Annotated in this window: 19 protein-coding genes; 9 read left to right on the forward strand and 10 right to left on the reverse strand. The window is 64.4% G+C overall.

Annotated features, from left to right (window positions below):
- Nucleotides 1–30 precede the first annotated feature (30 nt).
- On the reverse strand, nt 31–819 hold the full coding sequence (locus HZZ13_RS12410; protein ID WP_197959877.1) for a dienelactone hydrolase family protein: 789 nt from the start codon (nt 817–819) through the stop codon (nt 31–33).
- A 194-nt stretch (nt 820–1,013) separates the two neighbouring features.
- Between HZZ13_RS12410 and HZZ13_RS12415 the strand changes: the two genes are divergently transcribed.
- The 5 genes from HZZ13_RS12415 (at nt 1,014) to HZZ13_RS12435 (ending at nt 4,254) form a co-directional block, all read left to right on the forward strand.
- Nucleotides 1,014–1,238 (forward strand): DUF2093 domain-containing protein, encoded by a 225-nt coding sequence (locus tag HZZ13_RS12415; RefSeq protein ID WP_197953260.1) that lies wholly within the window; start codon nt 1,014–1,016, stop codon nt 1,236–1,238.
- A 297-nt stretch (nt 1,239–1,535) separates the two neighbouring features.
- Nucleotides 1,536–2,771 carry a TadE/TadG family type IV pilus assembly protein gene (locus HZZ13_RS12420; protein WP_246504398.1) on the forward strand — a complete coding sequence of 412 codons (1,236 nt, stop codon included), beginning with the start codon at nt 1,536–1,538 and terminating at the stop codon, nt 2,769–2,771.
- A 74-nt stretch (nt 2,772–2,845) separates the two neighbouring features.
- On the forward strand, nt 2,846–3,286 hold the full coding sequence (locus tag HZZ13_RS12425) for a TadE/TadG family type IV pilus assembly protein (RefSeq protein WP_311972629.1): 441 nt from the start codon (nt 2,846–2,848) through the stop codon (nt 3,284–3,286).
- Complete coding sequence (locus HZZ13_RS12430) at nt 3,283–3,660, forward strand: TadE/TadG family type IV pilus assembly protein (RefSeq protein WP_311972630.1); 378 nt, start codon at nt 3,283–3,285, stop codon at nt 3,658–3,660. Before HZZ13_RS12425 ends, HZZ13_RS12430 begins: the two co-directional genes overlap by 4 nt.
- 408 nt (nt 3,661–4,068) lie before the next feature.
- Nucleotides 4,069–4,254 carry a hypothetical protein gene (locus HZZ13_RS12435; RefSeq protein WP_197959879.1) on the forward strand — a complete coding sequence of 62 codons (186 nt, stop codon included), beginning with the start codon at nt 4,069–4,071 and terminating at the stop codon, nt 4,252–4,254.
- Between the two features lie 250 nt (nt 4,255–4,504).
- Here HZZ13_RS12435 and HZZ13_RS12440 read toward each other — a convergent pair whose 3' ends face one another.
- The 7 genes from HZZ13_RS12440 to HZZ13_RS12470 all read right to left on the reverse strand — a co-directional run bounded on the left by HZZ13_RS12440 (nt 4,505) and on the right by HZZ13_RS12470 (nt 10,636).
- Nucleotides 4,505–4,840 (reverse strand): GYD domain-containing protein, encoded by a 336-nt coding sequence (locus tag HZZ13_RS12440; RefSeq protein WP_197959880.1) that lies wholly within the window; start codon nt 4,838–4,840, stop codon nt 4,505–4,507.
- A gap of 261 nt (nt 4,841–5,101) precedes the next feature.
- A complete protein-coding gene (gene lpxK, locus HZZ13_RS12445; protein ID WP_197959881.1) occupies nt 5,102–6,118 on the reverse strand; it encodes a tetraacyldisaccharide 4'-kinase in 1,017 nt (338 codons plus the stop codon).
- Nucleotides 6,111–7,427: a 3-deoxy-D-manno-octulosonic acid transferase gene (locus tag HZZ13_RS12450; protein WP_246504399.1), complete on the reverse strand. Its 1,317-nt coding sequence runs from the start codon at nt 7,425–7,427 to the stop codon at nt 6,111–6,113. The genes lpxK and HZZ13_RS12450 overlap by 8 nt, the downstream gene beginning before the upstream one ends.
- Nucleotides 7,420–8,139 (reverse strand): lysophospholipid acyltransferase family protein, encoded by a 720-nt coding sequence (locus HZZ13_RS12455; protein ID WP_197959882.1) that lies wholly within the window; start codon nt 8,137–8,139, stop codon nt 7,420–7,422. Before HZZ13_RS12455 ends, HZZ13_RS12450 begins: the two co-directional genes overlap by 8 nt.
- Nucleotides 8,136–8,378, reverse strand: coding sequence for a DUF4170 domain-containing protein (locus HZZ13_RS12460; protein ID WP_036009212.1), 243 nt, complete (start codon nt 8,376–8,378; stop codon nt 8,136–8,138). The genes HZZ13_RS12455 and HZZ13_RS12460 overlap by 4 nt, the downstream gene beginning before the upstream one ends.
- Nucleotides 8,379–8,439: 61 nt before the next feature.
- Nucleotides 8,440–9,258: a 3'(2'),5'-bisphosphate nucleotidase CysQ gene (locus HZZ13_RS12465; protein ID WP_197959883.1), complete on the reverse strand. Its 819-nt coding sequence runs from the start codon at nt 9,256–9,258 to the stop codon at nt 8,440–8,442.
- Nucleotides 9,245–10,636: a TldD/PmbA family protein gene (locus HZZ13_RS12470; RefSeq protein WP_197959884.1), complete on the reverse strand. Its 1,392-nt coding sequence runs from the start codon at nt 10,634–10,636 to the stop codon at nt 9,245–9,247. Before HZZ13_RS12470 ends, HZZ13_RS12465 begins: the two co-directional genes overlap by 14 nt.
- A 264-nt stretch (nt 10,637–10,900) precedes the next feature.
- On the opposite strand from HZZ13_RS12470, the gene HZZ13_RS12475 reads away from it, so the two are divergent.
- Nucleotides 10,901–11,419: a DUF6101 family protein gene (locus tag HZZ13_RS12475; RefSeq protein ID WP_197959885.1), complete on the forward strand. Its 519-nt coding sequence runs from the start codon at nt 10,901–10,903 to the stop codon at nt 11,417–11,419.
- A gap of 20 nt (nt 11,420–11,439) precedes the next feature.
- The gene (locus HZZ13_RS12480) at nt 11,440–15,030 is read left to right on the forward strand and encodes a tetratricopeptide repeat protein (RefSeq protein WP_197959886.1); all 3,591 of its coding nucleotides are present in this window, start codon (nt 11,440–11,442) and stop codon (nt 15,028–15,030) included.
- Between the two features lie 31 nt (nt 15,031–15,061).
- Here the strand turns inward: HZZ13_RS12480 and ubiA are convergent, their stop codons facing one another.
- Entirely contained in the window at nt 15,062–16,018 is a 957-nt protein-coding gene (gene ubiA, locus HZZ13_RS12485; RefSeq protein WP_197959887.1) for a 4-hydroxybenzoate octaprenyltransferase, read from the reverse strand.
- 142 nt (nt 16,019–16,160) lie between these two features.
- Nucleotides 16,161–16,823, reverse strand: coding sequence for a hypothetical protein (locus HZZ13_RS12490; RefSeq protein WP_197959888.1), 663 nt, complete (start codon nt 16,821–16,823; stop codon nt 16,161–16,163).
- 209 nt (nt 16,824–17,032) lie between these two features.
- On the opposite strand from HZZ13_RS12490, the gene HZZ13_RS12495 reads away from it, so the two are divergent.
- Both HZZ13_RS12495 and HZZ13_RS12500 read left to right on the forward strand, forming a co-directional pair.
- On the forward strand, nt 17,033–17,788 hold the full coding sequence (locus HZZ13_RS12495; protein WP_197959889.1) for a 16S rRNA (uracil(1498)-N(3))-methyltransferase: 756 nt from the start codon (nt 17,033–17,035) through the stop codon (nt 17,786–17,788).
- 128 nt (nt 17,789–17,916) lie between these two features.
- Nucleotides 17,917–19,068, forward strand: coding sequence for an ATP phosphoribosyltransferase regulatory subunit (locus HZZ13_RS12500; protein WP_197959890.1), 1,152 nt, complete (start codon nt 17,917–17,919; stop codon nt 19,066–19,068).
- Nucleotides 19,069–19,071: the final 3 nt, after the last annotated feature.

Raw genomic sequence — 19,071 nt, forward strand, 5'->3', positions numbered from 1 at the left:
CGCTTCGCTCCATCCGGGCTACGGCTCCCATCACCGCGCCAGCCACTGCGCGACGTCCTTCTGCGAGGCCGCGCGAGCTTCGGCATCCCCGGGCTCGGGTGCGGCGGCTGCATGCGTGCCCGCGCGGTCGAAATCGTGATCGGCGCCGGGATAGACCACGATGCGCGCCAGCGCGCTGCGGCCGCGCGCGCCCTCCACCATCTGGCGGCAGGCCGGCGGCGATGACACCTCGTCATCGGCGCCGATCAAGACCAGCGTCGGCACCCGCGTGCTCCAGCCCAGGCCCGCCGAGATCCGGCAGTCCGGATAGAACGCGATCGCCGCACGGAAGTCCGGACCGGGATCGCGCCCTGCGCTCTGCGGACGCACGGCCCAGAGCAGCGCGCTCGCACCGTTGGCCCAGCCGATCAGGCTGATACGGTCCGGCGCCACGAAAGGCTGCTTCATCAGCCAGGCGCGCGCGGCCGCGATATCGGCGACGCGCTCGCGCCGCGCCTTGACGTGCATCTCCTTGACGCGGCATTGCGGGCCGAGCTCGCGCGAGCCGTAGCTGTCGGGCAGCAGCACGGCATGGCCGGCCTTGAGCAGGCGCTCGGCCCAATCGCGATAGCGCGGCAGCACGGGATCGGAATGGCTACTCAGCCCGCCGCAGCCGTGCAGCGCGATCACGGCCGGAAACGGCCCCGCGCCCTCGGGCTTGTAGAGCTGCGCATGGAGCACCCCGGACGCGAGTGGAATCTCCACCGGCTGCGGCGCCGGGCCGGCGTGCGCGGCCGACATCATCAGCGTCAGGAACAAGGCGGTCAGTCGCAGGCGCATCGGACATTGCCGCAGGAGCTGCCGGAACCAGCGTCCCTTCGACCGAAGCCCTATCACGCGAAAACGGCGGCAAATCATCACGAACCGGTGGGTTTAACGGGCGGACAAGCCACCCCATCTATGCTACATCCCGTCCAACACATCGTGCCTTCCACGGTTTTCCGTGGAGAGGCTTTCCGCGGAGACTTTCGACCGTGCTGAACAAGTTCGGCCCCTCGGGCCATGGCGAAGCGCAGGTGCAATATCTCGACGGCGATTTCCGCGTGATCTCGCCGGGGACCTTCGTGCGCTGCGCGATCACCGACGTCCGAATCCCGCTCGACGAGCTGAAGTACTGGAGCGTCGACCTGCAGGAGGCCTATTCCACGCCCGCCGCGGTGCTGCAGCGGCATTTTCCCGGCGCGCTGAAGCAGTCGTGATCCCCCGGCTCTCTCGCAGGGCGGGCAAAACCGGCAGACACACGGGGCTGGCGGTAACAATTGCAGACCGCAATTTCATCTGACTCTCCTGGACGCGGCTTTCATTCAATAAGACTGCGGCCATGAATGCCGGCTGAATGTTCGCCGATGTCTAAAATTGTCCGGCTTCCATTGGGGCGCATTTAAGCCGGCCTGCACCACATTGCCTCGGGACAAAGTGGCAATCGGGCAGGAACGATGGACCTCCGGAGAACTTTCAGCCGTTCGTTCGGTGCACCTTCGAGCTCAAAGAATCATTTGCTTGAACGGTTCATCCGGGACGAGTCGGGCAGCTACGTGCTCATTTCCGCGCTGCTCATGCCGGTCCTGGTCGGCACCGCCGGCCTCGGAACGGAAGTGGGCTGGTGGTACTACAAGCACAAGAACATGCAGAGCGTTGCAGATTCCGGCGCGGTCAGCGCTGCGACCGCTGCCAGTGCAGGCGCCGACCCCTCGTCCGAAGCCAAGGCGGTCGCAGCAAATTACGGTTACACCGACGGGGCGAACAACGTCACGGTCACGGTGAACCAGCCACCAAAAACAGGCAGTCAAGCGTCGAATTCGCAGGCCATCGAAGTCATCGTCAGTCAACCGCAGCGCCGGCTGCTATCGGCCTTGTTCGGCTCGGATCTCGTACAAATCACCGCGCGCTCGGTCGCCCTGCCCAATTCCGGGACGGGCTGCGTCCTTGCGCTCAACGCGAGCGCAAGTCCCGCTGTCAACGTCAGCGGCGGCAACCAGCTCAACCTGATCAAGTGCAATCTCTACAGCAACTCGAGCGCAAGCCCCTCGCTCAACGTCGCCGGCAGCGCCTCGGTCGCGGCAAACCAGGTCGGAGTGGTCGGCGACGTCTCCGGCGCGAGCAGCATCACGGCGACCAACGGGGTCAAGACGCACATCATGCCCGTCGCCGATCCCTACGCCGACGTCTCTCCGCCTACGAGACCGAGTTGCAGCAATGCCAAGATCACGGTCAACGCCAACGGAAAGACAAACTCGCTCGACCCCGGCTGCTACATGGGCAACATTACGGTCAATGCCGGCGCAGTCCTGAACCTCAATCCCGGCATCTACTATCTGGACGGCGCCAGCTTGAGCGTCGCCGGAAATGCCACCATCACCGGCAGCGGCGTCACCCTGGTGTTCACGGGCTCCGGAAGCGACTGGGGCACCGCCTCGATCGGCAGCAACGCGACCGTCGACCTGACCGGGCCAACCAGCGGCCCCTTGAAGGGCATCGTCATGTACGGCGACCGCAACATGCCGGCCGGGACCAATTTCAATCTGACCGGCGGCAGCACGCAGAATTTCGGGGGTGCCATCTACCTGCCGAAGGCCAATCTCAGCTTCAGCGGCGGCAACGGCACCAGCACGTCCTGCACCAAGATCATCGCGGATACGCTGACGTTCAGCGGCACGTCGAACCTGCAGGTCAATTGCACCGCGCTCGGCACCGCGACGATCGGTTCGCAAACCGCGCAGCTCGTCGAGTGAGGGTTGAAGCGATGCAAATCCGGAATGTCTCATCCAGGTTTGGCGACCGATTGCTTGGTGCTCTGGCGCGGCACGTGCGCAATGCGGCCGGCGATCAACGGGGCGTCGCGGCAGCCGAATTCGCCATCCTGATTCCCCTGCTGTCTCTGATGGTCGTCTCGGTCACCGACATCGGGCTTGCCCTCTATCGCAAGATGCAGGTCGAAAATGCCGCGCAAGCGGGAGCCCAGTACGCGATTGCGCGCGGCTTCGACACCAACGGCATCGCGAACGCCGTCGCAAATGCCACCAGCGCGACGAACATCACCGCTTCGCCTCCGCCGGTCCAATTCTGCGGATGCCCAACGAGTGCGGGAGTTAGCGCCACCAGCTGCGGAACGGTCTGTACCGGCGGCGCGCCGGCCGGAACCTATACGACGGTCTCGGCGCGGGCGACGTACTCTACGATCATCGATTATCAGATCGTGGCGGCCACATACACCTACACCGCGCAGTCCACCGCGAGGCTGCAGTGAAACTCACCGCGCTATGGCGAGACACGCGCGGCGCCTCGGCGCTGGAATTTGCGCTGACCGCTCCCGTGTTCTTCCTCTTCATATTTGGCATCATCGAATGCGGACTGCTGTTCTGGACCCAGCTGGGAATCCAGCATGGGAGCGAGATGGCGGCGCGCTGCGCGACGGTCAACAACACGCTCTGCCCGAGCAGCAGCGCGATCACGACCTACGCTGCCCAGCAGGCCTTCGGCCTCACGCTCCCGCCGGGGACATTCACCTTTGCCACGGCCGCGTGCGGCAACCAGGTCAGCGCGAGCTATTCATTCGAGTTTCCGCAGATCATCAACCTTTCCCCGGTGACGCTGACCGCGCGTGCATGCTTTCCGAGTTGAGGTCGCCGACAGGCGGCTGTGCCGTGCGAGGGAAAAGGCGGTGTGCCCGCGCCGCATTGCCGGCAGCTCAGCAAAATGGTCTCTGTCGTGCCGGTCGCTTGCGTTCTACATTCCTTGCAGCCGTGGGTGAGTCGTTTCGCCTTGTGGTTGGATTCTTTGTTGCGGTTCGGCGCCCTTAAGTTGTTTGATGAAGTTTTGGTGAAACAAAGAACTGCTATAGTGCAGTTAGGTAATTGGCCCTGTTCTTTTTATCGCACAGACGATCAGGTCAACCAAACAGCCATCGAGCGTTGGAATTGGCGAGGTCTGTGAACGGGCTCATATCGAAGAGCCACCCGACGGGCTACGATCACCTCGAAAATCAGCGGTGGAATATCTGTAAATCAAATCAAGCGGTGGGGGTGGATCATGCCCGCCATATTCGACCTGCTCTATCGTGAATATTGCCGCGCCCGTCTCGCTGAAATGCGCAAACAGCTTCTGATCGCAGCCGAGCGTACTGAAGCTATCGCAGCCGATCATCGTCCTGCGATGCAAGCTGACGACGAGAGAACGGACGCACAAAGCAAGACCGGTCACGGCCTGCCGAATTGAAGCGGCTCCAAGACCGGCGATCACTCCCGCGTAGCAGTGACCAAGCAATTGGCAACAGTTTGGGAGACGGCAATGAATACACCCGAATGCTACACCGTCGTCGTCGCCTGCATGTCGTGCCTGACCATCATTGGATTGATGGCCGTCGGTGCGTGGTGAGCATGCCCCCTCGGCTCGGTGCATCCGGCTTCGACGTGAGTGCAGCCGCCGCGTCCTCCGACGGCGACGGCTGCGCTTTTGGATCCCGAGATCAGCCTTCCGGCGGCGAATAGGAAGAACGCAGCTTCGCCGCGTTCTGGCGGACCTGCTTGATCTCGTCCTGCGTGAACAACCGAACCAGTTTCACATCCTGCAGCGTGCCGGCCGCGACGGTCAGGCCGGAAATGGCTGGAGCCGCGCTGGGATCAGGCACATCGAAAATCACGAGAACGCCGGGGCCGTCGGCCGCGACGCTGTACATCGAGACCAACTTTCCGCCGGCCGCTTCGATGAGCTTTCGAGCTGCCTCCTGGCGATTGGTCGTGGGATTCTCCAAAATGGCATTGAGAGAGCGTGGCGTGTATTGTCCGGTGAGGCAAAAATGCATGGCATGTTCTCCTCTGAACTATTGGCAATAACTCTCCGTGCCGTTGCGAACCGGTCGCTCCGGCCGCTGCACCTGACATGATGAAGATTCGTTGCCCGCCGTGGGCATCAACGCCGTCGATGATTTCCGCGAGTTCGGCACGTCCCGGTGACGGCTCTCATGCAAGGCTACATCAACTGTCGAACGCGCGGAAGAAGATTCGCCAGCAGCGACATTTCACGTTTCGCGACTAGGGCAGAGACGTTGCCTCACGTTGCGAGATCAGCGCGCGCTGAACCTTCGCTCGCGCGCTCTGTACAGATGATCGCTGATCAATTGCCGCAGCTTTGCCGGATCATCGAATTCGAGCTGAACGGCGAACGGCACGATGCCGTCAGGCACGCCTTCGCGGCCGCGCAAGCGTGCAAGATCCTTTTCGGTGGTCACCAGCGTGAGCTGCTCGCGCAGCGCCTCCGCTGCGAGCGCCGCGATCTCGTCTTCCGAAAACATGTGGTGGTCGGCGAAGGCGCGCGTGCGCGCGACGTCGATCCCGCTCGCACGCAGGGTGCGGAAGAAACGCTCGGGATCGCCAATGCCGGCGAAGGCGAAGACCCGCTTGCCGAAGAGCCGCGCGAGCGAGGCCGCATCCGGCTTCAGGCGCGCACGCAGCTCGGGCTTGTTCCGCTTCGCGATCTCCGCCGCGACATCGTTGGCGGCATTGCCGTCGCCGATCAGCACCAGCGCGTCGGTGCGCGCGAGCTGCACCGCGAGCGGGGCGCGCAGGGGGCCTGCGGGAAACACCTCGCCGTTGCCGAGGCCGCGCTCGCCGTCGATCACGATCAGCGAGGCGTCCTTGAGCAGAGCAGGATTCTGGAAGCCGTCATCCATCAGGATCACGGTGGCGCCTTGCGACTTCGCGAGCGCAACGCCGTCGAGGCGGTCGCGCGCGACCGCGACCGGGACGTCGCGCGACATCATCAAGGGCTCGTCGCCGACGTCGGACGCATCGTGGCGCGCGCGATCGACCATGACAGGCCCCTTCAGGCGCCCGCCATAGCCGCGGCTGAGCACGACAGGCGTCTCGCCGAGCTCGCGCAAGACCTTGGTCAACGCCAGCACGGTCGGCGTCTTGCCGGCACCGCCGACATGGTAGTTGCCGACGCAGATCACGGGGATGCCGGCGTCCGCGCCTTGGCGCAGCATGCGCCGTGCAGTGATCGCGCCGTAGACGGCTCCGAGCGGCCATAGCGCGTATGATTGGAGGGAACGTGGCCGGTACCAAAAGGCCGGCTCACGCATTGGCAGCCCCCATCTCGATCCGCAACTGCAGCAGATACGGCTCGAGCGCGGTCATGGTGCGATCGAGCGCACCGCCAAGCTGCTCGACCACGCCGGAGGCGGCGCGCTGCATCTTGTCGCGCATGACGGGATCGGCCAGCAACTGCCCGAGCTGCTTGACCAGCGCCTCCTGCGTGTCGGCCTGCCGCGCGCCGCCGCTGGTATCGAGCGCCTCGTAGACGTCGGCGAAGTTGAACACGTGCGGACCGTGGACGATCGCCGCCCCCAACTTGATCGCCTCGATCGGGTTCTGCCCGCCATGGTGGATCAGCGATCCGCCCATGAACACGATTGCCGAGAGCCGATAGAACAGGCCGAGCTCGCCCATCGTGTCGGCGACATAGATGTCGGTCGTCGCCGTCGGCAGCTCCTCGCGCGAGCGCAAGCTGGGCTTCAGGCCGGAGGCCGTGACGAGGCCTGCGATCGAGGAGCCGCGGTCCGGGTGCCGCGGCACGATCACGGTGAGAAGCTGCGGGAAGAAACCGACCAGGCTGCGATGCGCCGCGACCAGCATCTCGTCCTCGCCCGGATGGGTCGAGGCCGCGACGACGATCGGCCGCCCGCGCGTCATCGCCATCAGCCGTTCGAGCTTGGCGGGATCGGCCGGGGGCGCGGGCACGTCGAGCTTGAGATTGCCCGTCGTGACGACGTCGCGGCCGCCGAGCGCGGCAAAGCGCTCGGCATCGGTCTTCGACTGCGCAAGACAGATGTCGAACCGCGACAGCAGCGCCGAGATGGTGCCGTGCATGCGCCGCCAGCGCGGGAACGAACGCGGCGACATCCGCCCGTTGATCAGCACCATCGGCACCCGCCGCGCCGCGCCGGCGAGGATCAGGTTCGGCCACAAATCGGATTCGATGAACAGCGCCAGCGACGGCTTCCAATGATCGAGGAAGCGCGCGACATAGCGCGGCGAGTCATACGGCAGGTATTGATGGATGACGTCGGGCGGAAAGCGTTTTGCGACCACCGCGGCCGAAGTGACCGTGCCCGAGGTGAGCAGGATGCGCAGATTGAGATCGCGCAGGCGCTCGATCAGCGCCGCTGCGGCCAGCACCTCGCCGACGCTGGCGCCGTGGATCCAGACCAGCGGGCCATGCGGCCGCACGTCGCGCGACAGGCCGCGCCGCTCGCCGACGCGGGCGGGATCCTCCTTGCCCTGCTTCAGCCGCCGCTTGATCAGCGCAGGCGCAAGCGGCACCAGGCCGGCGGCCAGGCGCCGGTACATCCGCAGCGTGATCGGCAGCGCAATGGGCAGCGACTTAGGCATCTTCCGGTCCCGGGCGTCCGAGCTGCGCATAGGCACGACGAGTCGCCTCGTTCAACGTGTCTTCCAGCTCCTGCCGCAAGGTCTCCATCATGGCGGCATCGGCATCCGCGGGAACGTGGATTTCCTTGATGCCGACCAATGCGCCCCGCCCGAACGGCAAATTGATGGTGGTGCGATCCCAGTTCTTGAGCCGGACGAAGCGGCTGGTCGCCATCGCGAAAGGCATGATCGGCCGTCCCGATTCCCGTGCCAGCATGATAATGCCGAGCCCGGCCACGCGCGAGCGCTTGGGGACATCGGCCGTCAGCGCGACATTACAACCCGCCTGGAGCGTCCGCACCATTTCCTTGAAGGCGCCGACGCCCCCTTTGCGGTGAAACGCGCCGCCATGGTCGCCGGAACCGCGGATGGTATCGATCCCGAGCCGCTCGGCGGCAATGGCATTGTACTCGCCGTCGCGGTGCCGGGAGATCAGCACCTTGGCCCGATAGGAGGCCTTGTTCCGGTTCTTGATGAAGGGCGTGAGGAAATGCTGGCCGTGCCAGAACGCGAAGATCGCAGGGAGCTGCGGCTCGACGCGCTCATAGACTTCGGGCGGATCGAACGTGAATTTGTTGGTCCGCCAGACCAGACGCAGATATTCGGCCGCCAGGATCCCGACGGCACGCTGAAACCAGCTGCTTCGCAGCGTATTGCGAAGCAGTTTCTTCAACGCGCCGGTTCTTGATTCGGATCGAGCAGCCGATGCAGGTGGACGATGAAGTAGCGCATCTGCGCATTGTCGACCGTGCTCTGCGCCTTGGCCCGCCAGGCGGCGTGGGCGGTGGCATAATTTGGATAGAGGCCGACGATGTCGACCTCGTCCAGGTTCTTGAAGGTGTTGTGCTCGAGATCGACGAGCTCGCCGCCGATGACGAGGTGGAGCAGTTGTTGCGGGGCACTATCTGGCATGAGTTCTGTTCCTAACGGGCTGCCCGGCAAAGCAGTGTTCGAGAAGCACGACGAAAGCGCCTTAGGCTAAGGGACGGTTGCGAAAATGCGCGACAATGCCCGCATGACGTTCGCGTCCCGCTGCCACCAGCACTCCGTGCGCCACTTCCCGGCGGTTATAGAGGATGGGTTCTCCGGAGAGGTCGCTCATCCTACCATCCGCTTCCTGCACGATCAAATCGGCCGCCGCAAGGTCCCAATCATGGCTGTTGCCGCCCGCAAAAGCCGCATCCAGCGCACCATGGGCGACCCGGCACAGCCGCAGCGCCAGCGACCCGATCCGCCGGTGCAGCTTGATCTCGCCGAGTGACGGCTTCAGCCGCTCGACCAGCGGCTTCGGGCCGGCCACGCGGGCGAAATCGAGCTCGGATCCGCGCGTCGCGCGCACCGGCTTGTCGTTGAGCGTCGTGCCCCGGCCGCGCGTTGCGAAGAAGAATTCGTCGGTGGCCGGGGCGAATATGGCGGCGAGCACCGGCGACGCGTCCTCAACCAGCGCGACGCTGACACACCATTCGTCGTGACCGCCGAGATAATTGCGCGTGCCGTCGATGGGATCGACGATCCAGGTCAGCCGCCGCGACAGCCGCGCCGCATCGTCGGCGCTCTCCTCGGACAGCCAGCCATAATCGGGCGTCGCAGCGCGCAGGCGCGATTCGAGCAGATCATTGACCGCGATGTCAGCCTCCGACACCGGCGAGGACGCGCCCTTGGTCCACTTCCTGAGCTCGCTGCGGAACATCGACTGCGCCAGCGCGCCCGCCTCCCGCACCGTGTCCTTCAGCAGCGCCGCGTCGCGGGTCAGGATGATGTCGTCGAGAGAGTGCGCGTCAGCGTCCGCCAAGCGTCAAACCCTCGATGCGCACCGTCGGCGCATTGATGCCGTAGCGGAATTCGAGATTGTTGGCGGGCTGCATCGACTTGAAGATCTCGAACAGGTGCCCCGCGATCGTCACCTCGCTGACGGGATAGGTGATCTCGCCGTTCTCGATCCAGAAGCCGGAGGCGCCTCGGCTGTAATCGCCGGTGACGCCGTTGACGCCGGAGCCGATCAGATCGGTGACGTAGAACCCCTGTTTGATGTCGGCGATCAGCTCGGCCGGCGTCAGCGTGCCGGGCTCGAGATGCAGGTTGTACGGGCCCGGCGAGGGCGAGGAGGACACGCCGCGATGGGCGTGACCGGTGGTGGTGAGGCCGAGCTCGCGCGCGGTGGCGCAGTCGAGCAGCCAGGTCGTCAGCACGCCATCGTCGACCAGCGCGGTCCGCTTCACCGCGACCCCTTCGGCATCGAAGCTCTGCGAACGCAGGCCGCGCTTGCGCAGGGGATCGTCGATGATGCGGATGTTCTTCGCAAACAGCTGCTGGCCGAGCTTGTCCTTCAGGAAGCTGGTCTTGCGCGCGATCGAGGCGCCGTTGATGGCGCCGACGAGATGGCCGACCAGCGAGCCGGCGACGCGCGGATCGAACACGACCGGCACCTTGCAGGTCTCCACCTTGCGCGGATTGTAGCGCGCCACGGTGCGCTCGCCGGCGGAACGGCCGACGATTTCCGGCGACAGCAGATCGGCGCCATGCGGCGCCGAGGTGAAGTCGTAGTCGCGCTCCATGCTGGTGCCTTCGCCCGAGATGGCGGTGGCCGAGATACCCTGGCTGGAGCGCAAGTAAGAGCCGTGGAAGCCGGTGGAGGTGACGAGCACCATGCCGCCGATGCCCGCGGAGGCCGAGGCGCCGCCGGACTTGGTCACGCCCTTGACGGCGAGCGCGGCGGCTTCGGCCGCGAGCGCGCGGCGCTCGAGCTCGGCCGTCGTGGGCACATCGGGATCGAGCAAATCGAGATCGGGGAAGTCGCGCGCGAGCAGCGCGGGATCGGCGAGACCGACATATTTGTCGTCGGGCGCAACGCGCGCCATCGCGACCGCGCGCTCGGCGAGCTTGGTGACGGCATCGCCGCTGACGTCGTTGGTCGAGACCACCGCCTGGCGCTGGCCGACCAGCACGCGCAGGCCGACGTCGTCGCCCTCGGACCGCTCGGATTCCTCGACGCGTCCGTCGCGGACCTCGACGCCCTGCGAGACGCCGCGCACCGCGACCGCATCGGCCGCATCCGCGCCGGCGCGCCTGGCCGCCTCGACCAGCCGCTGCGCGAGGTCGGAGAGCGCGGACTGATCGAACAGGTCGCGATTGGCGGCAGGCGAAAGCGTCGAGCTTGGTGAAGAGTTCACGAACGAAATCCTGTTGGGGCGGGGTTCGGGACCGGAACCCACAGATGTGCCCTGATTGCGCGGACTTCAAGCATTTTCAGCCCGCCAAAAGCTCAGATTCGCGACATCGGCGCAACGTCTCGTCAATCATGCGCGCCAAGGTCTTGTCAATCATGAGGTGCAAGTGACAGTGGGTTAACCAGCCTTTTTAAGCGGTTTCGGACCGGGGCGCGCTAAGGTCCTCGCATCGACCGGGAACATAATCCCGGCGGGGAGAACGAAGCCGTGAGGCGTCAAACAGCAACATGCGGGGCTAACCCCGCCGGGTCGAGCCGCTCCCTGCGGCTCGACCCTCTTTCCCTTCCGGTCCGCTTCGATGCGCATGATCCGCGCGCCGACGGATATGTCAGGCAGATCGAGCTTCATCGCGAGCGCGTCGTGCTGCGCCGTGCCGTGCGCGGCATGCAGATGGCGATCAACGTGCGCGTCGCCGACTTCACCGGCGTTGCCTTGCGCGGCAACGACGAAGCGCAGACGCTCGTCCTCGTGCACCGCGATCCTTCGCTGTCCGTTCCGCTGCTGATCAGCACCGATGCGGACGAGATCGCACAGGCCTGGGCGATCTGGAGCGAGATCTTCGCACTGCCGCAGCTCGACGAGGGCGCCCGCAAGCCCACGCCGCGCCGCCGCCGCGCCAACGCGATCCGCGCCCGCCGCCCGAAATTCCTGATGCGCCGTCGCACGGGCATCGCCCGCGAGCTGCCGGTTCATCGGGACGAGCGCGAGATTATTGCGAGGAATTGAGCCGGCCGGAGTTAGCGGGCGTGGCGGCCTTCTTCATTTCAACCCGGGGTGATACGCTGGTCGCAAAGCTCGCGACGGGAGACACCTCCGTGGGGATATTTCGCCGGTATTTTAGTATTCCGATTTTTTTTGCCGCTCAGATCCTGATTATCACCGAGCAATGGACCAAAGACAACGCCCTGGCGGCAGATGCCGCCGAAGACACACGCTCGATAAGCCGCGTCGTTTCCGAGTTGATAAGACAGCGCAACTGGTCCGGGGCCGAGACGCTTGCGAAAATGGGCCTCACGCGCTGCGACGAGGTTGTTGGCACCGCTAGTCGATACTGTCTTGCAGGGTTCCATGATTCACTGGGCGACATCGACTACCTCCAGGCAAGATATTCTGAGGCGCTTTCCCACTACCAGAAATCTTTGGACATACGCAGGGGGATTCCGGGAACTGCTCTCTTGGGGTTGCTCAGATCGCAATTGCGCATTGGAAGGAGCCATCTCGCTCTGCGTCATTTCGATCAGGCAGAACCACTTCTGATCGAGACGAGCATCGGATTGAGCCGCGTCGCGCCAGCCGATCCAGACATTGGCACTGCATTTCGCGCGCTTGGGGAATTGTATTACGCTATCGGCAAACCCGTTGAAGAAGCAGCTGTCGCGCGGCGGGAATTCGATTTCCACACCAGGCACCGCAAGGATCCAGGGCTACTCCGGGATTCAAGACGTCGCCTCAACGCGGCTCTCATCAGGCAGGCCAGACAATCATCGGGCAATAACAGCAACGATGAGGCCGAACGCATCTTCCTGGAGGCCCTTCACCTGGTCGATCCACCACAACCGGGCGAAGAGAGCCACTTTATCAACAGCTTGGAAGATCTGGGCTTGCTTTACCAAAAGCTGCGTCGATATGCGGACGCAGAACCACTTTTCCTTCGGGCGCTCGATTATGCTCAGAGGTTTTACGTGCCTTCCGATCCCAACCTTGCGGTCGCATTGCTCAACCTGGCGGGATTGGAAGAGGATTTGGGCAAGCACGAGGAGTGCATCCGCTATGCGAGCCAGTCCATACAGAAGTTCGACGAAGCGAAGGTTGAAAATCTGGCGCTGGGACTTGCGTTAGATGCCCTTGGCTCTGCTTATGGCCAGTTAGGCCGCGCCAGCGAGGCGGAACGTGCACACATCCGTGCGATCGACGTTGTTGATCGCGTTCTCGCCGAAGGCGCCCCACAGCGGATCAAAGTCAGAATGTCACTTGGGTCGACGCTGATAGCCCAAGAGAGGTTTAGGGAAGCTGAACAACTTTTCCAATTGGCTCTCCAGATGGATGCGAAGCTGGCCACGCCGTCGAGAGATGCGCGATCGATAATCCTTGGAAGCCTCGGTCTGATTTATCGCGAGCAGGCCCGCTATGACGATGCCGTCGCCGCGCTACTCAAGGCCATCGAGACCGATAAGGCCGGGGGCGCCGGCCGGTCTCAAGATGCCGCACGGCACTACACCGAGCTCGCCGGAGTTTACCGTCGCCAGAGCCGATATGATGAAGCAGAAGCCGCTCTTCTGAAGTCTCTCGCGATCGAGCAGCCGGAGCTTGGCCGGGCGACCGCGCTAAACTCGCTGGGACTGATCCATATGCATAGGGCTCAGTACGACAAAGCAGAGAGCGAGCTCAATCAGGCGCTTGCTATCCGCACGAAACTGCTGTCCGAAAACAGCCGCTGGACCGCCGAAACTCTAGGCAATCTGGCTACGCTCGACGACAAGAGAGGGCTTACCGCCGAGGCCGAGGCAAAATTCCGGCGCGTGCTCGCAGTCATCAACAGCTCTCCCCTGTCCCAGTCAACCACCGGCGCTCTCTACTCTCTACTGCTCTCGGAAAATTTGCTGATCCAGGGCAAGCTCGACGAGGCCGAAACCTTCAATCGCGTGAGCCTCGACCTTTACAAGGCCAAGCTTGGGCCTGAGCATCCGCGCTATGCTGGCGCGCTCAAAGTGCTCGGCTCGATTGAGATGGCGCGCGGGCGGAACGGCCAGGCCGAGGATCACTACCGGCAAGCGCTTGCGATTGACGAAAAAATCCTTGGTCCGCAAAGCGAAGCCGTGGCGGCAGACCTGACCAACCTGGCTGAGCTGTTGAGGCGGGTTGGCAAGAGACCGGAAGCGAGGGCCAATCTTGAACGAGCGCTTGCGATCTACGCCGATCGATTTGGAAACGAAAGCCCCGTGATCACGGGAGCGTTGCTGACCTCGGCAAACCTGGCCTGGGAGGAGGCGCACTTCGATGCCGCACGCGCGCTGGCGAGTCGGGCGCGAGGCATCAGCGAGCGCAGCACTGGTCCCGATCAACCACCCCAGGTCTCAACGATTGTCTTTCTGGCTCGCGTCGATCTTGCACAAGATAAACTAGACGACGCGCGTCTCAACCTTGACCGTGCAACCCGCATTGTCGACAATTTTCCGCCCGCCGATCATGCACTCAGGATCGAATTGCTGATTGCCAAGGCCGAAGTCGAACTGGCAGCAGACCACATGGTGGGCGCCGAAAATCACGTTCGCGATGCGCTCGCGATGGCGAAGCGTCTCTACCAGCCTGATTTCCCGACCAGGCGAAACGCAATCGACCGGCTGAGCGGTTTGCTCTTCGTGCAAGGCAAGTTCGACGAAGCGGTCGAGATCCAGCGTGCCGAGTTCGCCTTGACCGAAACGCAGCTTGGATCCAACCACCCCGCCACTGCGGTCGCGCTACGTTCGCTCGCGGCCACGACCAGCAGTTCCGGCGACCAAGCGGGGGCAATTGAGTTGCTTCGTCGCGCGCTCGCAATAGATGAGCAATCCTTTGGGCCGCAGAGCGACCAGGCCGCGTCGAACCATCTTGCGCTCGGTTCGCTGCTTCGCAGGATGGGACGCCTCGACGAAGCCCGAAGCGAGATCAATGCCGCACGCAAGGGATGGGAAGCGCTGGGCCATGTTCTGCGGGCGAGCGTTGCGCTCGATCAGTTGGCATTGATCGCGATCGCTCAGACCTCGCCAACCGAAGCCATCGTGTTTTCCGAGCGCGTCCAGAACATCCTCGAAGACAATTATGGCCGCGAAAGTCCGGTGCTCCTGGCCAATCTCGCTCAACTCGGACGCCTTCGCTTGCGCAACGGCGACACGCAGGCGGCAGTTCGTATTCTGGCCCGAACGAGTGACCTGATTGGTCCCCATCCCTCTGACAGGAAGCAAGGCTATCGGAACTTTCTGCAACTGCGGGCAGAGCTTAGTGCAACCCGCAAGGACTTCGAGGCCGCCGCAACGGATCTCGTTCGCGCGGTAGAGATTTCAGCCAAGTATGGCGGCCGCCGAAGTGCTGCAGTCGGCGAGAATTCGTTCAACCTCGCGCTCGTTTATCTAGAGGCAAATCGCTTCCGGGAGTCCATGGCTCGCTTTTCGGACGCGCTAGAGATTTTCAAACGAGAGAATGGGGACCATTCTCCGAGCGTCGGCTATTCGTTGTTGGGGGCCGCGCAAGCCTATGAGAAGCTCGGCGACAAGTCCTCATCAAGGGCACTCTTGGCCGCGGCAGCCGAAATTCTTGGCCAGACAACCCTTGTCAGCCCGCCCCAGCTTAGGTGGCTGTGAGTTCGTCGGCTCGACGGCAATCGATTGGGATTTAGCTCGCCCGCATCACCGCGTCCGCGAGCAATCCCGCAAACAGCAGCGCGCCCGCATGCTTGTTCGACTTGAACAGGCGCAGGCACAGCTCGGGATCGTTGATCTTCAACCGCACGATCTGCCACGCCAGATGCGCGGCGAAGGCGGCAAGGCCGAGCCAGGCCGGCCAGCGCGCTTCCCCAGATGCCAGCGCGACGCCGATCAGCATCACCGCGAGCCCGTAGAACAGGATCAGCGCCTGATGCGTATGCGCGCCGAACAGGCGCGCGGTCGACTTGATGCCGATCAGCGCGTCGTCCTCGGCGTCCTGATGGGCGTAGATCGTGTCATAGCCGATCACCCAGGAGATCGCGCCGGCATAGAGCACGAGCGCGGTGGCGTCGATGCGGCCGAAGGTGACGGCAAAGCCCATCAACGCGCCCCAGGAGAAGGCAAGCCCGAGCACGATCTGCGGCCACCAGGTGATCCGCTTCATGAAGGGATAAATCCCGACGATCACGAGCGAGGCAATGCCGGTCGCAATCGCGAAGCGGTTGAATTGCAGCAGCACCACAAGACCGACCAGCGCCTGCGCGACCATGAAGACCAGCGCCTGCCTGGTGGTGACCTGCCCCGACGGCAGCGGCCGCGAGCGCGTGCGCTCGACCTTGTCGTCGAGGTCGCGGTCGGTGATGTCGTTCCAGGTGCAGCCGGCCCCGCGCATGACGAAAGCGCCGATGAAGAACAGCACGATGGTGAGCGGCAGGCCGCGAATGTCATGCGCCATGCCGGCGGCCAGCGCTGCCGACCACCAGCATGGCATCAAGAGAAGCCAGGAGCCGATCGGGCGATCGAAGCGGGACAGGCGCAGGTAGGGCCGCGCCCAATGCGGCGCGAGCGTATCGACCCAGTTGCCGGTGGAATCGGCAACGCGGGCGGATGTGCTAGTGCCCAGTTTTCGAAGTTCGTATTCCATCGCGGCGCATTCCGGTACGAACTTCGAAGACTACAAGGGCACTAGCCAGAAAACCATAATTCACGTGCCGCTTATCGATTTGAAGTTCCTATGAGGATCTCGCGGCAAGCACCGCAGGAACTTCAAATCGGCGGCACGCGTATCATCGGGTCAGGACGTTGCCGTTGAGCGTATCGAAGGTGCTGCCGCCCTTCTTGCCCGCGTTGGCCTCGGGCGCCGAGCCCGAGCCCAGCACCTCGCTCAGCGACGGACCGGCCGGACCGCGCGGCTGGTTCTGCATCTGTAGCGCGACGTTGCAGACCTTGGTCTGCATGGCCTCGGTGTTCTTGTGACCGTCCTTCAGCTGCGCGCCGATCTGCGGCGGGATTCCGCATTTGGCGGCATTGGTCTCGACGTACTTGATCATCTTGACTTCAGCCTGGCTGAAATTGCGGATCAGCTTGCAGGCCTCGTCCGGCGACGCGTGACGGTCGCTCGCGGCCTTGATCAGCTTGCCGCGCTTCTCGGCCTCTTCGCGCAGGGGCACGAACCCCTTCATGCAGTCCTCGCCGGGACCGGCCTGCGTCGGCGGAGCCGCGCTGAAGGCGCCGGCGCCGCCGATCGGGGCAGCGCCGTTCACGGGAAAGGACGATTGCGGTGCCGCACCGACCGAAGCGGTCGGTGCCGAACCGTTGACCGGAGGAAATGGAGAATTGGCGGCAGCCTGGTTGGGCAGCGGCGCCGGGAACGCGCTTTGCGCATGCGCGCCCGCGGCACTCATGGCGACCATGGCGGCAGCGATCGGAACCATCAAATGACGGATCATCAAGATAGTCTCTCCGGCAGGAGCTTACGGGGTTCAGAGCTTCCCAATTGAAGCGCGACCAGCGTGTTCGCGTTTTTACGATTCCCGCCGGCGCTTAACAACCCGTGGAATAGGGCGAGAGCGCGGCGCTGGGACGCACCAGTTCGGCAATATTTACCCCCGAAATGGCGCCTTTCGGTTAAGAACGCCCGGTAATCGGACCCCAAGCGATGCCTTCCCACGATTTTCGCGCCCCCCGCCTGTTCGTCGATGCCCCCCTGGCCCAGGACGCCAGGGTGCCGCTCGACCGCGACCAGAGCAATTATCTCGGCAATGTGCTGCGGCTGGCGGCCGGGGCCGAGGTCCTGGCCTTCAACGGCAGGGATGGCGAGTGGCAGGCCGCCATCGAAGGCCGCAAGCGGCCGGACGGCCTCGTGATCCTCCAGCAGACCCGGCCCCAGGACCGGCTCGCCGACCTCACCTACGTCTTCGCCCCGCTCAAGCATGCCCGGCTGGACTACATGGTGCAGAAGGCCATCGAGATGGGCGCCGCCACCCTGCAGCCGGTCCTGACCCGGTTCACCCAGGCGTCCCGGGTCAACACCGAGCGGATGCGCGCCAATGTGGTCGAGGCGGCCGAGCAATGCGGCATCCTCAGCATCGCCGGCGTGGCCGAGCCGGTGCCGCTGGAGCGCTTCCTGAGCCAGCGTCCCGCCGATCGCCTGCTGATCTTCTGCGACGAGGCGGCGGAGGTCCAGGATCCCATTCAGGGCCTGCAAGGCGCACGCGAGGCCGGACACGGGATCGACGTGCTGATCGGCCCCGAGGGCGGTTTTGCCGAGGACGAGCGGGCGCTGTTGCTGCGCCAGCCCAGGATCCTGCGGCTGGCGCTCGGCCCCCGCATCATGCGGGCCGATACGGCCGCGGTCGCCGCCCTGACGCTCGTGCAGGCGGTGCTGGGGGATTGGAGCGGCAAGGGAGCCTGATCCTGCGCATTGGCCCGTTAAGCGATTGATCCTTTGGAGGTCGAAACCGCGCATCGGTCATGCTAAGGGCTGCGCCAATTCGCCTCCCCTTGCCCTGCCCGGTTCCGCCGGGACGATGGACCCCTGAGATGACCGCGACTGCCACCTCAAATGCTGCCGGCTCCGCCGCCTGGGCGGATACGCTGCTCTTGTCGTTCGCGCAGGCCGGCTATGTCAGGGCCGAGCCCGCCATCCTGCAGCCGGCCGAGCCGTTCCTGGACCTCTCTGGCGAGGACATCCGCAAGAGCCTGTACCTGACCACCGACCTCTCCGGCGAGGAGCTCTGCCTGCGCCCGGACCTGACCATTCCCGTCGCGCGCGACTATCTGGCCTCGGGGCGCGCCGGCCAGCCGGCGGGGTTCAGCTATCTCGGTCCGGTGTTCCGCTACCGTAGCGGCCAAGCCAGCGAATTCCTCCAGGCCGGCATCGAATCATTCGCCCGTCAGGACCGCGCCGCGGCGGATGCCGAGATGCTGGCGCTGGCGCTGGAGGCGACGGCCGCCTTCGGCGTCCGCGACGTCGAGATCCGCACCGGCGACGTCGCCTTGTTCAATGCGCTGCTCGACGCGCTCAACCTCTATCCGGTCTGGCGCCGCCGCCTGATCAAGGATTTCAACCGCAAGATCAGCCTGGAGCAGGATCTGGAGCGGCTGGCGGCCGCGGCCACCGCGACACGCAGCGAGTATGAGGGCGTGCTGGCGGCCCTTGCCGGCTCCGACCGCAAGGCGGCGCTCGCCTTCGTCACCGATCTGATGTCGATCGCCGGCACCACCAATGTCGGCGGCCGCACCACGGCCGAAATCGCCGATCGCTTCCTCGAGCAATCGACACTGAAGGGTGGCGCGCTGCCGCGCGAGGCGATCGCCGTGCTCAAGCGCTTCCTGTCGATTTCGGGCAATCCCGACGATGCCATCGCCGAGCTGCGCGCGCTCACGACGGACGCGAAGCTCGATCTCGCCTCTGCGATCGATCAGCTCGAGAGCCGGGTCGGCTTCATGGCCGCGCGCGGCATCGACGTGAAGCAGACCCGTTTCTCGACCGCGTTCGGGCGCGGGCTCGATTATTACACCGGCTTCGAGTTCGAACTGCATCACAGGGGCAACGGCGCCGAGCCGCTGGTCGCCGGCGGCCGCTATGACGGGCTGCTGACCCAGCTCGGCTCAGCCGAGCCGATCCCCGCGGTCGGCTTCTCGGTCTGGGTGGACGCGCTGAACCGGATCGGCCGCAAGGTGGGAGCGTAAAAT

Source organism: Bradyrhizobium agreste, assembly GCF_016031625.1.
Lineage (GTDB): Bacteria > Pseudomonadota > Alphaproteobacteria > Rhizobiales > Xanthobacteraceae > Bradyrhizobium > Bradyrhizobium agreste.